Origin of the sequence: Thermoactinospora rubra (assembly GCF_002093975.1) — a bacterium.
In the GTDB taxonomy this organism is placed as follows: Bacteria; Actinomycetota; Actinomycetes; order Streptosporangiales; family Streptosporangiaceae; genus Nonomuraea; species Nonomuraea rubra_A.
Genome location: NZ_KZ084341.1, coordinates 1 through 13,189 on the forward strand (window position 1 = coordinate 1; position 13,189 = coordinate 13,189).

15 protein-coding genes are annotated in these 13,189 nt (G+C 72.0%); 11 read left to right on the forward strand and 4 right to left on the reverse strand.

All coding sequences use genetic code 11. The features are described from left to right. The first annotated feature begins 814 nt into the window (after positions 1-814). Together BSB02_RS16780 and BSB02_RS16785 are read left to right on the forward strand one after the other, a co-directional pair. The gene (locus BSB02_RS16780; protein WP_084959924.1) at positions 815-1,222 is read left to right on the forward strand and encodes an STAS domain-containing protein; all 408 of its coding nucleotides are present in this window, start codon (positions 815-817) and stop codon (positions 1,220-1,222) included. Between the two features lie 344 nt (positions 1,223-1,566). Then, entirely contained in the window at positions 1,567-2,208 is a 642-nt protein-coding gene (locus BSB02_RS16785; RefSeq protein WP_084959925.1) for a carbonic anhydrase, read from the forward strand. A gap of 87 nt (positions 2,209-2,295) precedes the next feature. On the opposite strand, the gene BSB02_RS16790 is transcribed toward BSB02_RS16785, so the two are convergent. Beyond that, complete coding sequence (locus tag BSB02_RS16790) at positions 2,296-3,273, reverse strand: L-threonylcarbamoyladenylate synthase (RefSeq protein WP_084959953.1); 978 nt, start codon at positions 3,271-3,273, stop codon at positions 2,296-2,298. A 497-nt stretch (positions 3,274-3,770) separates the two neighbouring features. Here BSB02_RS16790 and BSB02_RS16800 point away from each other — a divergent pair. The 5 genes from BSB02_RS16800 to BSB02_RS16825 form a co-directional block, all read left to right on the forward strand. Continuing rightward, the coding region (locus BSB02_RS16800) for a nitroreductase/quinone reductase family protein (protein ID WP_206184745.1) at positions 3,771-4,187 on the forward strand (417 nt) is incomplete at its 3' end. A gap of 1,008 nt (positions 4,188-5,195) precedes the next feature. Beyond that, the gene (locus BSB02_RS16810; protein WP_143590784.1) at positions 5,196-5,645 is read left to right on the forward strand and encodes a universal stress protein; all 450 of its coding nucleotides are present in this window, start codon (positions 5,196-5,198) and stop codon (positions 5,643-5,645) included. Continuing rightward, the gene (locus BSB02_RS16815; RefSeq protein ID WP_084959930.1) at positions 5,638-6,240 is read left to right on the forward strand and encodes a 2-oxo acid dehydrogenase subunit E2; all 603 of its coding nucleotides are present in this window, start codon (positions 5,638-5,640) and stop codon (positions 6,238-6,240) included. The genes BSB02_RS16810 and BSB02_RS16815 overlap by 8 nt, the downstream gene beginning before the upstream one ends. 14 nt (positions 6,241-6,254) lie before the next feature. Continuing rightward, positions 6,255-6,908: a CBS domain-containing protein gene (locus tag BSB02_RS16820; RefSeq protein WP_084959954.1), complete on the forward strand. Its 654-nt coding sequence runs from the start codon at positions 6,255-6,257 to the stop codon at positions 6,906-6,908. Positions 6,909-6,920: 12 nt separating this feature from the next. Beyond that, entirely contained in the window at positions 6,921-7,745 is an 825-nt protein-coding gene (locus BSB02_RS16825) for a universal stress protein (RefSeq protein WP_084959931.1), read from the forward strand. A gap of 63 nt (positions 7,746-7,808) precedes the next feature. On the opposite strand, the gene BSB02_RS16830 is transcribed toward BSB02_RS16825, so the two are convergent. Then, positions 7,809-8,006, reverse strand: a complete 198-nt coding sequence (locus BSB02_RS16830) for a DUF1918 domain-containing protein (protein WP_084959932.1) — start codon at positions 8,004-8,006, stop codon at positions 7,809-7,811. Between the two features lie 173 nt (positions 8,007-8,179). Here BSB02_RS16830 and BSB02_RS16835 point away from each other — a divergent pair, with 173 nt between their 5' ends. The 4 genes from BSB02_RS16835 to BSB02_RS16850 all read left to right on the forward strand — a co-directional run bounded on the left by BSB02_RS16835 (position 8,180) and on the right by BSB02_RS16850 (position 11,384). Beyond that, the gene (locus tag BSB02_RS16835) at positions 8,180-8,431 is read left to right on the forward strand and encodes a metal-sensitive transcriptional regulator (RefSeq protein ID WP_084959933.1); all 252 of its coding nucleotides are present in this window, start codon (positions 8,180-8,182) and stop codon (positions 8,429-8,431) included. Positions 8,432-8,506: 75 nt separating this feature from the next. After that, positions 8,507-9,847, forward strand: a complete 1,341-nt coding sequence (locus tag BSB02_RS16840) for an MBL fold metallo-hydrolase (RefSeq protein WP_084959934.1) — start codon at positions 8,507-8,509, stop codon at positions 9,845-9,847. Between the two features lie 27 nt (positions 9,848-9,874). Next, a complete protein-coding gene (locus BSB02_RS16845; protein ID WP_084959935.1) occupies positions 9,875-10,453 on the forward strand; it encodes a rhodanese-like domain-containing protein in 579 nt (192 codons plus the stop codon). A gap of 37 nt (positions 10,454-10,490) precedes the next feature. Further along, a complete protein-coding gene (locus BSB02_RS16850; protein ID WP_084959936.1) occupies positions 10,491-11,384 on the forward strand; it encodes a sulfite exporter TauE/SafE family protein in 894 nt (297 codons plus the stop codon). Positions 11,385-11,403: 19 nt separating this feature from the next. On the opposite strand, the gene BSB02_RS16855 is transcribed toward BSB02_RS16850, so the two are convergent. Both BSB02_RS16855 and BSB02_RS42280 read right to left on the reverse strand, forming a co-directional pair. Then, complete coding sequence (locus tag BSB02_RS16855; RefSeq protein WP_084959937.1) at positions 11,404-12,792, reverse strand: nicotinate phosphoribosyltransferase; 1,389 nt, start codon at positions 12,790-12,792, stop codon at positions 11,404-11,406. Positions 12,793-12,926: 134 nt separating this feature from the next. Continuing rightward, positions 12,927-13,187, reverse strand: a complete 261-nt coding sequence (locus BSB02_RS42280; RefSeq protein ID WP_206184748.1) for a fructose 1,6-bisphosphatase — start codon at positions 13,185-13,187, stop codon at positions 12,927-12,929. Between the last annotated feature and the right edge of the window lie 2 nt (positions 13,188-13,189).

Sequence of the window (13,189 nt, forward strand, 5' to 3'; positions counted from 1 at the left end):
GTCCCACACCCGGTTACGCGCAGAACTTCTGGATAGACGCTTAGAACCGGGGCTGACGGGGACGGCCATGCTCGCTGCTTGATGTCCTGCCGATCACGGAGATGAGCAGCATGGTGCATCGCGGAGGCCTGGACGGTTGGCCGAGCACGGCGTCCAGCGCCGGCGGCCTGCCTGCGTAGACACCTGCAAGGTCAGTCTGCCTGGCGGCGGCGCAGCCATACCTGGGGCGGGTCGGTCGGGGCGCAGGTCGGGCCAGGAGGTGTGCCGGAGCCGCCCATCTGGCGCGCCGTCGGCTCATAACACGGAAAGGCCGCTCACCCCTGCTGGGCTGCCGCAACCGGGCACGTTGGTGTCTGGTTGGGGAAAGGGTGCGGTGAGAGCAGGTGCGCATGGGATGTGTCGATGCGGGCCTCTGCTGAAGCGGACGCCTGCCATACCGTGACACGACCGGTGTCGGGATCCTCGAGTGTCCGTTGCGCGTGGTCCCCTGTTCCTGGCCGTCGGGGAGGGGCGGGGACCACGCTGGTGCTCTGTCCTTGGCTTCGCATGACGGCTCGCGCGACGAGCGGGAGGTGTGTCTGGCCGCTCCTCACGAGCGGCCAGACGACTCCATGCGCAGGCGGTGCGGCTCCCCCTCCCATAGCCGCATCACCACTTCCGTTTCTATCAGTGATCGAGGAGTAACGGAAGGTGAATCCCCGTGCGAGGGGGTACGGACACTCATCGGGAGGGTTATCTTTCCCTATTCGGCAGGCAACGGTGCCAACATCTCAGGCACTAGGCTGAGGGCAGATGCTGACCCTAGCGCAGCAGCATGCTCAGGGAAGCGGGTGGCTCGGTGGACCGTCCAGACGGTGACTCGCCGCTCCGGGTGACGGTAGAACAGATCACCTTGGGCATCATGGTGAGTCTGCGAGGCGAGCTGGACTACGCCACCGCCATGCTGGTGCCCTCCGAGCTAGACCAGCTTCCCACGGTGGCGGGGCCGCCGCGGGTGATATTGGACCTGTCGGAGCTGACCTTCTGCGACTCCTCCGGACTGATGCAATTGCTGAGGCTCTGGAAGCGCCTCCAGGCGGCTGGCGGCGCCCTGGCCCTGGTCGGTGTGCGCGGGATGTGCGCGCGGCTGTTGCAGCGCACCGCACTGGATCAGCTCTTCGCGATGTACCCCTCGGTCGGTGAGGCCGAAACGGCGCTGGCGGGCAACACAGGCCCGCCGTAGCTCGCCGCAGCTGTGCCTGTTTCCGGTGTGCTCGTCACGATGCAACTGGTGTCTGCACAGCAGACGGATACCGCCGCGTCTATCTGACAGAGCCCCGCTCTACCGGCAGGCAAGTTGCAGGCACACCCCTTCCTCCACTCACCTGGAGCTCCAGGTTTCTCGCCCTCATCGTCCTCGTCGTCGGCCGCCAGCCCCAGTCGGCGCACCCACTCCCCTTCCGACTCCTGAGCCAGTTCCTCGGCCACCCGCGTGGCCAGCGACACATTCAGGGGGTCGGCATGCCGGTCGACGACCTTGGCGCGCGTCGACGCCGATGCGTGCCGGGCCTAGCCTAGGCTGCGGTCATGGCCGAGATCAGCTACCCGACTCCCACGGAAGCCTTCGAGCTGCTGCTCGCCGGTAACCGGCGCTTCGTTGCAGGCGCCCCGGAGCACCCGAACCAGGACGCGACGCGCCGCGCCGAGATCGCACCGGGCCAGCGCCCGTTCGCCGTCCTGTTCGGATGCTCTGACTCCCGGTTGGCCGCAGAGATCGTCTTCGATCGTGGTCTGGGTGACCTCTTCGTGGTGCGCACCGCGGGCCACGTGATGGGCGCAGAGGTGCTCGGCAGCATCGAGTACGGGGTGGACGTGCTGGAGTGCCCGCTGGTGGTGGTCCTCGGCCATGACTCGTGCGGCGCGGTGGGCGCCGCGTGCGCGGCGCTGGAGGACGGGATCGCGCCGACCGGGTACGTCCGGGACGTTGTCGAGCGGGTGACGCCCAGCGTGCTCGCGGCGCGGGCCGCAGGCCGTGTGAAGGCCGAGGAGATCCTGGCCGAGCACGTAAGGCACACGGTTGACCTGCTCTTGGACCGCTCCCGGGTGCTGGCCGGACGGGTCGATGCCGGCCAGGCCGCCGTTGTGGGTCTGTGCTACCGGCTGGCCGAGGGCGGCGCCCAGGTGGTGGCTGTCCGTGGCCTCGACGTCACCGCCGACTTCGCGTCGTGACCGGAGCTCCGCCGGCCGTTGCCCAGCCGCGTCACACCGCGCCTGGACACCGCGCATCGCCCGCCGATCCGGTCACGTCGGTAGAGGTCACTCGGAGGGCCGGGGCCCCGCGGCGCGGCGAAGCCGGTTGGCGATCGCCAGTCCCAGCCCCTCCTCCACCGGCAAGGACGCGATGATGAGGTCGCATCCCCGCTGGTCGAGCTCGCGCAGGAACCCGTACAGGCCGCGCGCGTAGGCGGCCATCGAACCGGGGACCGCCACCACGGCGTGCGCCTTCACCGCTGCATCGGCGAAGGAGGGGGGAACGAAGACGCCCACCTGGTGCCCTTGCTCCTGCGCGAGCTCCGCTTCGGCGATGACCTTCTCGGGCTCGACGAGGACGACCCGCGCCCGCGGCGCGTAGTGTGACGGATGCTGGCCCGGCACCCGAATGCGGCTGGTGGAGTGGACCGCGAGCGGGCGCCCCAGCACCGCTTCAAGGTCCTCGCGCGTCACCCCGCCGGGCCGAAGGACGCTCGGGATCTCGCCCGTGGCGTCGATGATGGTCGACTCGACGCCGACCGCGCAGGGGCCACCGTCCAGCACGAAGTCGACGGCATCGCCAAGCTCCGCACGGACGTGGTTCGCCGTTGTGGGGCTGACCGAGCCGAAGCGGTTGGCGGACGGGGCCGCCACACCGCCGCCGAAGGCCGACAGCAGCTCCAGTGCGACGGGATGATCGGGCACGCGCACGGCCACCGTCTCCAGGCCACCCGTGGCTTCGAGGGACACCCGGCGACCACGCCGCAGGACCAGCGTGAGCGGCCCCGGCCAGAAGCGTTCGGCCAATAGGCGCGCTGGCGCCGGCACGTCCTGGACCCACTCGCCCAGCTGCTCCGCATCGCCGATGTGAACGATCAAGGGGTGGGAGGGCGGGCGCCCCTTGACCTGGAAGACGCGTGCCACGGCGGCGGGGTCCTCGGCGTTGGCGCCCAGACCGTAGACGGTTTCGGTCGGGAAGGCCACCAGCCCTCCCGCGCGCAGCACACCGGCCGCCTTCTCGATGTCACCGGTTCTTGCCGTCACCCTCACAATCCTCTCATCGTCCAGCTCAACCCGCGTCTGTCCACCAACCCGCCCGCCAACCTCGCCGCAGCCACACCGAAGACCTCTGACGTACGTCCTCGTCTACGACGAGGACGACAAGCTGTACTGGGCCGGTGCCGGTCCCGCGCCCGACGATATGCCCGATCTGTAGGCCGGTCGGCGTGATGATCTGCCGGCAGACGTGATACACGATGCCGCTCGCGCGGCTCCCGCGCGAGTCGGCCCCAGGACTCATCATTGTTGAGAGCGGACGGTCATGTGTCGTTCAAGGAAGCTGTCCCAGACCACAGGCCGAACGGCCCGGCCGGCAGGGACCAACTCCTCTACGCAGATCCGGCCGGCGTCGTCACCGTGGAGGTCATGACGCATCCCCCGGCTCATCCCGAGAGCGACCGGCTCGTGCGGACGTCCGGCCAGGCGCCGCCGTACCTCATGGGTGAAAGCGCGCCAGGCGACGTTGCCGAGAGGCGGCCGTGATGGCCGCCGCGAGGGTGCTGGACCGTCTGCAGACGCGGCTGGTCGACCCGGTGGTACGGCTGGCGCTGCGCACGCCGTGGCACGACCTGGTGTCGCGGTGGGTGACGGCGCTGACGGTCACCGGGCGCAGGAGCGGCAGCCCGATCACGATTCCCGTGCAGTACGCCCAGGAGGGCGACACGCTCCACGTGGTGAGCCGCCGCTCCAGGACCTGGTGGCGCAACCTCGAAGCCGACGGCCGGGTGGCGGTCCGGCTGCGCGGGATCGACCGCGCCGGGCACGCCACCGTGAGCCGCGACCCGGCGGAGGTGGCCGCCGCCCTGCGGGCCGTGGCGGCAAGCGCCGGCCGTGACACGCTGCCCCTGGCTCCGCAGGACGCGGTGGCGGTCACCGTACGTCTGGAACCCGCGACACCCNTCACGTGGTGAGCCGCCGGTCCAGGACCTGGTGGCGCAACCTCGAAGCCGACGGCCGGGTGGCGGTCCGGCTGCGTGGGATCGACCGCGCCGGGCACGCCACGGTGAGCCGCGACCCGGCGGAGGTGGCCGCCGCCCTGCGGGCCGTGGCGGCAAGCGTGGGCCGTGACACGCTGCCCCTGGCTCTGCAGGACGCGGTGGCGGTCACCGTACGTCTGGAACCCGCGACACCCGTCGCGGAGGACTCCGGCCGGCTGTGGCGGCGGTGGGTCGTCGCGGTCACGCTGGGCGAGGTTCTCGGCTTCGCCGTCCCCGCACTCGTCGGCGCGGCCGTGGCGGGCGATCCGGCCTGGGGAGCGTGGGGCATCGGGCCGCTGCTGCAGGGCGCCGCCGTGGTGATGGCGGGGGCCGTCGAGGGCGTCGTGCTCGGCATGGCCCAGGCGTACGCGCTGCGGACCGCCCTCCCCGCTGGGGGAACCGTGGAGTGGGTGCGCGCCACGGCGGGCGGCGCGGCCGTCGCCTGGACGGTCGGCGCACTGCCCGTGGTCCTCGGCGACCACGTGTTCACCTGGCATCCCGCCGTACTGGCCGCGCTCGGCCTGGTGCTGCTCGCCGCGATGGGGTGGTTCCAGTGGCGCGTGCTGCGCCGCCACATCCGTGGGGCCGGATGGTGGGTGCCCGCAACGGCCGGGGCATGGCTGGTCGCCCTCGCGGTGTTCAGCGGGGTGACCACGCCGCTGTGGCAGGAGGGGCAGCCCGGCTGGCTGATCGCCGTCATCGGAGTGGCCGGCGGGGCGCTTATGGCGGCCACCGTCGCCGCGCTGACGGGGCTGGCGGTGCTCAGGCTGCGCACCCGTGCCGGTCATGGAGCGGACCGCGCTCCCGGTGGTCCCGACGCCACGCGGCACGCCGATGTGCCTTCGTGACGGGACGGCAAGGCCTTTGGTCCCGGTGATCACGAGAAGAACGCCCCTACCCGCTGCCTTCCATCCAGGCGACCGTCGAGCTATGAAGCAGCGACGCGTAGTGGTGGGCGTGGACGGTTTGGCGGCGGACGAGGTCGCGCGCGGGGGCGGCGAGCTCGTGGTCGTGCGCGCCTGGGGAGCCGAACCGGAGGTCGCCCGCTACGCCGGAGCTCGCCATACGGACGAGGTGGACGGCTTCTCCCAGGCCTGCCAGGTGGTCGAACGCGCCCTGGCCCTGGCCCGCGGGCGGCACCCCGCCCTGGAGATCGGCTCCAGCCTCGTGCGGGGACACGCGACGCCGGTCCTGCTGCGGGCGGGCGCCGACGCGGACCTGCTGGTCCTGGGGTCCTCGGCGCACCGGGCGGGCGACGGACGGCTGGGCGCGGTGCTGCTGGCGTGCCTGCGCTGGCCGCCCTGCCCGGTCGTCGTGCAGCCCGAGGCGGTCCCGTCGCTCGGCGCGGCCACGCCGGTGGGGGAGGCGTCCCGTGGCTGACCGGCTGGTGTCCCTGCCCCCGATGCGGCAGGCGCAGATCGACCTGCTCACCTTCGCCGCCCGGCTCAGGGCCATGCTGGGCCTGCTGGAGGTGGACGTGACCCGAGCCAGGCAGATCATGCGCGAGCGCCGGGCCGAGGGCGAGGACCTGTCGTTCACCGCCTTCGCCGTGGCGTGCCTCGCCCGAACCGTGATCGAGCATCCCGAGGTCCAGGGCCTGCCGGCCGGTCGTACCCGTGTCCTGGTCTTCGACGACGTGGACGTGAGCGTCCAGATCGAGCGGCGGGCCGAGGGACGCCTGCTGGTCGTCCTGCACGTGGTCCGCGCCGCCCAGGCCAAGTCGCCCGGCGGATCACCGACGAGATCAGAGCCACCCTGGGTGGTGGACGGGAAGGCTCGCGTGCGGGAGGTGCTGCACCTGTGCCTGAGCATCGACCACGACGTGGTCGACGGCGCGCCGGCCACCCGCTTCGCACGGCGCCTGGCCGACCTGCCGGCAACCGCCTCCCTGCTCCCTGACCTGGGACCTAAGCCCTCCGAGGAGGGGACGTTCGCCGCTGCCGATCCACGCCCCGGCCCTGGAGCCTGGAGATGAAGGAGGAGGCAACGATGGCCATGCAAGTCAAGGACGTGATGGGCCGGGTGGCCATCGCGGTGCTGGAGAACGCGACGTTCGGCGACATCGTGGCGGCCATGCGGCGCTACGCGGTCGGCGCGGTCAGCGTCATCGATGTCGAACGCCGCCCGGTGGGCATCGTCTCGGAGGACGACCTGCTGCTGAAGGAGGCCGATCCGGTACGGCATGCGACGTCCCTGTTCGAGGGCAGGAAGCGGCGGGAGGAGCACCACAAGGCGGCGGGCGTCACCGCGGCCCAGCTGATGACCTCCCCCGCGCTGACCGTCACGCCGGACACCCCGCTGCGGGACGCCGCCCGGCTGATGCACGAGCGGCGCGTCAAGCAGCTCCCGGTCATCGACGCCGCGGGCCGCATCGTCGGCACGCTCCACCAGGCCGACGTGCTACGGATCTTCACCCGGCCCGCCGAGGAGCTGGAAGCCGACATCCGCGACGCCGTGCCGATCCCCGGCACCGTCGAGATCAAGATCGACCACGGCGTGGTGACGCTCACCGGCACCCTGCCGCGCCGCTCCCAGGCCATCCAGCTCATCGAGCTGGCCCGCCAGGTCGAAGGCGTCATCGATGTGGTGTCCGAGCTGGCGGTCGAGCGCGACGACACGATCGTCCTCCCGCCGATGTTCTAGAAAGGACCCGAGATGAACGTCGTGGTCGGCTACGACGGTTCCGATTTCGCCATGCAGGCCCTGGACTGGGCGATGGACGAGGCGGAGCTGGGCAAGGGCACGCTGACGGTCTGCCACGCCTGGCGGTGGCCGTACGGTGAGGCGGACGAGGAGGCCAAGGGGCACCTGCGCAAGGCGGCCGAGCACGTACTGTGGCACGGCGCCGACTGTGCCCGGCACGTCAGCACGATCGCCGAGGTGGACACCGACCTGTACCAGGGGCCCGCGGCGCGGCGGCTCGTCGAGCTGTCGGCGTCGGCGGACCTGGTCGTGGCGGGCTCGCGCGGGCTGGGCAGGCTCCCGGCCACGGTGCTGGGCTCGGTCGCCACCGAGGTCGCGGAAAACGCCCGCTGCCCGGTCGTGGTCGTGCGCGGCGCCGGACCGCTGCCCTCGCCCTCGAATCCAGGCCCGGTCGTAGCGGCCATCACGCCGGATATGTGGAGCGCCGTCATGGACTTCGCCTGCCATGAGGCCGAGCTGCGGCGGCTGCCGGTGCTCGCCGTCGACGTGAGCGGCCCTTCGGCGTACGGCTACGCGCTTGTGACGCCACCGTTCCTCACGCCGGCCTGGGGAGAGGACGTCGACGAATGGCGTGCTCGGTTCCTCGGCGTCGAGGTGACGGTACGTGCGGGGCACGGCATCCCGCGCAAAGCGCTCCTCGACGCATCGCGCGAAGCCACCCTGCTGGTGATCGGCCGTTCCCGGCCTGGGCACCTGGACCATCTCGCCCAGGCGATGCTGCGTGAGTCGCACTGCCCGGTCGCCGTCGTCCCGGCCGGGGACGACCTGCGGCGGTGACCAGCGGCGTGCCGCCTGCCGCCCGTCTGATCGCCTGCGTGCCTCGCGGCTGTCTCCGCGAGGTCATGACGCGCGGCCGTGGGCCACCACTCGCGCGTCGGGCCCCGGGAAGATCAGGGTCTCCCGCTCGTCCTCCAGCCAGCGCACCAGGTACGGCGGGGAGCCGTCCGGGTGGGCGACCTCGATGATGACCCCTGTACGGCGCACGTCGTTGCCGTAGGTGTTTTCGACGATGAGCTTGTCACCGACTGCGGCTTTCATGACGACCTCCTGAGCCCAGTGCGTCTCTGCCATCCACCTTCCGCGCCCCGGCACGACCGGCACAGGGTCCCAGGGCTCCAAAGCGGTGGGACCTTGGGCCTTCCTCGTCCGAGCGGTTTTTGCCGGGTAGGTACCCCCGGGGGTATGCTGGCATCGTGGAACTGAACGAAGCCATGGTTGGAGACGCGCTGGCACGGCTGAAGCGCGCGCACGGGCAGCTCGCCGGAGTGATCGCGATGATCGAGGCAGGAGAGGACTGCACCAAGGTGCTGACCCAGCTCGCCGCGGTGTCGAAAGCTCTCGACCGGGCCGGCTTCAAGATCGTCGCCAGTGGGCTGCGGCACTGCCAGCGCGCCCAGGAACGTGGCGAGGAGGCGCCGATGAGCGTGGCCGAGCTGGAGAAGCTCTTCCTCGCCCTGGCGTAACGCCGCGAAGAGCCCTGTCGGGGCGTCTTCATGTCTCACAGATACCCCCAGGGGTATAAGAAGGGAAAGAGGCGCATGGACGTCATCGCATTCCGGACGCCCGGCCTGGGCGACCAGACTTACCTGCTGACCCACGACGGCATGGGCGTGCTTGTCGATCCGCAGCGCGACCTGGACCGCTTCCTGGCCGTGGCGGCCGAGCGCGACGTCGAGCTGAGGTTCGTGCTGGAAACGCACCTGCACAACGACTACGTCTCCGGCGGCGAGCAGGCCGCCCGCCGTACGGGTGCGGAGCTGGTGATGCCCGCCGGCGCCGCGCCCGCCTACCGCCACACGCCCGCCTTCCACCTGGAGGACATCGCGGCGGGCAAGGGCCTGGTGATCCGGCCGGTCCACACGCCCGGCCACACCCCGGAGCACACCAGCTACCTGGTGCTCCTCGACGGCGAGCCGGTGGCGGTCTTCTCCGGCGGCAGCCTGCTGGTCGCCTCGGTCGGCCGTCCGGACCTGCTAGGCCCCGAGCGGGCGCGCACGCTGGCCCGGCTGCAGCACGGCTCGGTACGGCGGCTGGCGGCCCTCCCGCCCGGCGTGGGCCTCTACCCCACCCACGGCGAGGGTTCGTTCTGCACCGCCACCGGCGCCGGCCGCCACACTTCCACCATCGGCGCCGAGGCCGCCGGGAACCCTCTGCTGGCCATCGGCGGCGTAGAGGAGTTCGCCGACCGTCTGCTGGCCGAGCCGATGCCCATCCCGGCCTTTTACCGGTTCATGGGACCGGCCAACACCCTCAGCGTGCCGCCCATGCCGCCGACCCGGGTTCGCGAGCTGAAGGTGGAGGAGGTTCCGTCCGGTTCCCACGTCGTGGACATCCGCCCCCGGCGCGCACAGGCCGCGGGCATGCTGCCCGGCTCGCTCGCGATCGAGCTGGGGGACGACTTCGGCGTCTGGGCGGGCTGGCTCCTGCCGTACGGCGAGCCGATCACCCTGGTGGCCGAGCGAGACCAGGACGTCGCCGAGGCGGTCACCCAGCTGGCCAGGATCGGCATGGACCGGGTCGAGGGCGTCGTGCACGACCTGGGCGAGGCCGCCACCCAGTCCTTCACGCTCCTGGAGCTGCCGGACTTCGTGACCCGGCTCCTCCAGCGGGACGCGCAGGTGCTGGACGTGCGCATGCCCAGCGAGCAGGCCGTGGCGCGGATCGAGGGCGCGGTGGAGCGGTTCCTGCCCGACCTGTTCACCCAGGGCGTGCCCCCCGAGCTCGACCGAGACCGTCCGGTGCTGGTCGCCTGCGGCTCCGGGCGACGCGCCGCCATCGCCGCCGGCGAGCTGGCCCGCCAGGGCCACCAGCCGGTCGTGCTCACCGGTGCCGGCGTTCCCGAGGCGGTCACCGCCCTGCGGGCACGCCGAGCCGCCTGACCCCGACCCTGGAGAAAGGAGATCCCCTTGAGCCTCATCGACGTGACCTCCACCAGATCTCTGCCGGCCGCCAATGCCGGCATCCTCGTCGTGGACGTCAGGACCCCAGCCGAGTTCGCGGCCGCTCACGTCCCGGGCGCGGTCAATCTGCCGCTGGACCAGGTGGACGCGCACCTGCGACGCATCGTCACCGACGCCGGAGGCGAGATGCTGCTGGTCTGCCAGTCGGGTAACCGCGCGGAAAGGGCGAGGAAGGCTCTGGCCGACGCCGGGCTGGCCGGCGTCGCCGTCCTGGACGGCGGCATGAACGCCTGGATCGCCGCGGGCGGACCCGTGGCACGCGGCCACGGCCGCAGGCGCTGGGCGCTGGAACGGCAGGTCCGCCTGGTGGCGGGTGGCATCGTGCTGGCCTCGGTGGTGGCGGGCGTGTGGATTCCGGCGGCGAATGCCATGGCCGCGCTCATCGGTGGGGGCCTGGTGGTCGCCGCGATCACCGACACCTGCGCCATGGGCATGATGCTGGCCAAACTGCCCTACAACCGGTCGGGCGACGTCGAAGCGGCGATCGCCCGCCTGCGCCGCGATTCCGTGGACACCGGCTCATGAACGCGTGTCTTCGCTATACCCCTGGGGGCGTCGAGGCGTGCTCGCGCTGACGCTCACCGCCGCCGCCCTCGTCGGGGTGACCCTCGGCCTGTTCGGCGGCAGCGGGTCGATCCTCACCGTGCCGATGCTCGTCTACCTCGCCGGGGGCCCGGCGAAGGCGGCCATCGCGACCTCCCTCCTCGTGGTCGCCGTCACCAGCGCCGTCAGCGCCGTCGGCCACGCCAGGAGGGGCGGGGTCCGCTGGCGCACCGGGCTGATCTTCGGCGCGGCGGGAATGACCGGAGCCTACGCCGGGGGACTGCTCGGCCCGCACCTGCCCGAGGCGCTGCTTATGACGGCGTTCGCGGCGATGATGGTCGCCACGGCCGTCGCCATGATCCGCGGTCGCCGCACCGTCAAGCCGGGGACGCAGGCCCGGGACCTGCCCATCCTGCACTTGATCGACGAGGGCGCCGGTGTCGGCCTGGTGACGGGGCTCGTCGGAGCAGGCGGAGGATTTCTGGTGGTCCCCGCGCTGGTCCTGCTCGGCGGCCTGCCGATGAGCGCCGCCGTCGGCCCCTCGCTGGTGGTGATCGCCATGAAGTCCGCGGCGGGGCTCGCCGGCTACCTGCAGGGCGTATCGATCGACTGGCCGCTCGCCGTCCTGGTCACGGTCGCAGCCACGGCGGGCGGGGTCCTCGGAGGCGGTCTCGCCGGGCGCATCGACGCCGAACGGCTGCGCAAGGCGTTCGGCTGGTTCGTGCTCGCCATGGGCGCCTTCGTGCTCGCCCAGCAGGCGCCGCCTCACCTCCTCCCCGCGCCGGTGTGGATCATCGCGCCGGCGTCGGTCGTGACCGTGACGGCTCTGTCATGGATCGTCCGCCGGCGCCGCGGCAACGGGCGAACCGGTGGGGTCCCGCCGCAGGCTCGCACCCGTCTCCGGGGCGGTTGACGTGAAGCCCGCGAGACGGTCATTGCTGGGCGGAGTACCTCTCCCGAGGTTCCCCGGTGGATGGCATGCCGTCGTCCGGTGGATCGGCCGGCGGTGTCGCGTCCCCGAGCCGACGCTCCAGGGCGTCCCGGACCTGGCCTGCCAGGTCCGCCAGTGGCTTGCTGAGGCGTACGGCGGGCGCGGCAGGCGCGTCCAGGCACCTGACCGCCTCGGGCAGCGCCGCCAGGTCGGCGGCACAACGGTCCCGGGCGGCCGGCAGCGGTTCCGGCGGCGTCAGGCGGCGTCCGCCGCGCATCACGGGGATGAGGAGCGCCTCATGATCCGCCGGGGCCGGCTCGGTGCGCAGGCCCAGCACGTCACCCGAGGGGCCGCGGAAGACCTGCTTGCGACCCGGTGCGGTGGCCTTGCCGGGTGACAGCTTCATCACCGGGCGGCCGTCGTACTCCACCAGTTTGTAGGCGCTGTCCAGGGAGGGTGCGTCCGCCGAGACTCCCACCTTGGTGCCCACGCCGTAGGCGTCGATGGGGGCGCCCTGCCGTACCAGGTCGGCGATGCGGTGCTCGTCCAGGCCGCCGCTGGCCACGACCCTGGCGGAGGTCAGGCCGTGGGCGTCCAGCAGCGCGCGGGCCTGCTTGGACAGCGTCGCGAGGTCGCCGGAGTCCAGGCGCACGCCGACCTGGCCGGGCAGGTGCAGCCGCCGGGTCACGTCGATCGCGGCCCGGACTCCCTCCAGGGTGTCGTAGGTGTCGACGAGGAAGACGGTCCGATCCGGATAGTCGGTGGCGAAGGTCTCGAACGCCGTCGCCTCGTCGGCGAAGGCTTCGATGTAGGAGTGCGCCATCGTGCCGGTGGCGCGCAGGCGGTACCGGCGAGCGGCCTCGACGTTGCTGGTCGCCGCGAAGCCGGCGATCGCGGTGGCGCGGGCGACGGCCATGGCGGCGTCGACGCCCTGCGTGCGCCGGAAGGCGAAGTCGACCAGGTCCGCACCGTCGGCGGCCAGCACGCACCGGGCCGCCTTGCCGGCCACGCTGGTCTGGAAGGTCACGTGGTTGAGCAGCATCGTCTCGACCACCTGAGCTTCGGCGATCGGGGCGGTGACTTCCAGGAGCGGCTCGTTCGCGTACACCACGCGGCCCTCCGGGACCGCCCACACCTCGCCGGTGAAGCGCATGCCGTCCAGGCCGTGCAGGCCGTGGACCTCGGCCAGGTAGGACAGTTCCTCGTCGGTGAAGGACAGGCCCTCCAGGAAGTCGAGGCAGTCGCTCAGCCCGGCGGCCACCAGGAAGCCGCGGGTGGGTGGAAGCCTGCGGGCGAACAGGCTGAAGGTCGCCTGGCCGGTCATGCCGTGCCGCAGGTAGCCGGCGGCCATGGTCAGCTCGTACAGATCCGTCATCAATGCGCCGGGCATGAGGCCAGTGTCCGCTCCGGTCCCGGGTGCGGGCATGGGCCGATGGCCCCTGGCTCCCGGGCCTTTCGGCCCTACGCCCGTCCGCGGGTGACGGCTCAGCCGATCGGGGTCGCCGGCTCGGTGGTCATCGGGGTTCACCGGCCGGCCAGTCGCCGGGTGAGCGCCGTCATGGTGGTGTACTCCAGGTCCTCCAGCGGCAGCCGGTGCGGCTCGAAGGGGCCGTGGCGGCGGAAGTAGTCCATTACCTCGTTCGCCTGCTGCCGTGCCCGGTCGAAGGCCGGGTCGGCGAACAGGTCGCGCGGGCCGTCGAAGTGGTGGGGGAGGAGTGGTCGAATGCGACCGGCATGAGCGGCGCAGCCGTCCGCTCGCGGTACGGCTGCGCCGGGGTGCCTGATGA

Coding starts and splice junctions, on each gene's coding strand:
- BSB02_RS16785 (WP_084959925.1), top strand. CDS start 1,567: ATGGCCGAGATCAGCTACCCGACTCCCACGGAAGCCTTCGAGCTGCTG.
- BSB02_RS16835 (WP_084959933.1), top strand. CDS start 8,180: ATGGTTGGAGACGCGCTGGCACGGCTGAAGCGCGCGCACGGGCAGCTC.
- BSB02_RS16780 (WP_084959924.1), top strand. CDS start 815: ATGCTCAGGGAAGCGGGTGGCTCGGTGGACCGTCCAGACGGTGACTCG.
- BSB02_RS16830 (WP_084959932.1), bottom strand. CDS start 8,006: ATGAAAGCCGCAGTCGGTGACAAGCTCATCGTCGAAAACACCTACGGC.
- BSB02_RS16810 (WP_143590784.1), top strand. CDS start 5,196: ATGAAGCAGCGACGCGTAGTGGTGGGCGTGGACGGTTTGGCGGCGGAC.
- BSB02_RS16840 (WP_084959934.1), top strand. CDS start 8,507: ATGGACGTCATCGCATTCCGGACGCCCGGCCTGGGCGACCAGACTTAC.
- BSB02_RS16820 (WP_084959954.1), top strand. CDS start 6,255: ATGGCCATGCAAGTCAAGGACGTGATGGGCCGGGTGGCCATCGCGGTG.
- BSB02_RS16855 (WP_084959937.1), bottom strand. CDS start 12,792: ATGCCCGGCGCATTGATGACGGATCTGTACGAGCTGACCATGGCCGCC.
- BSB02_RS16825 (WP_084959931.1), top strand. CDS start 6,921: ATGAACGTCGTGGTCGGCTACGACGGTTCCGATTTCGCCATGCAGGCC.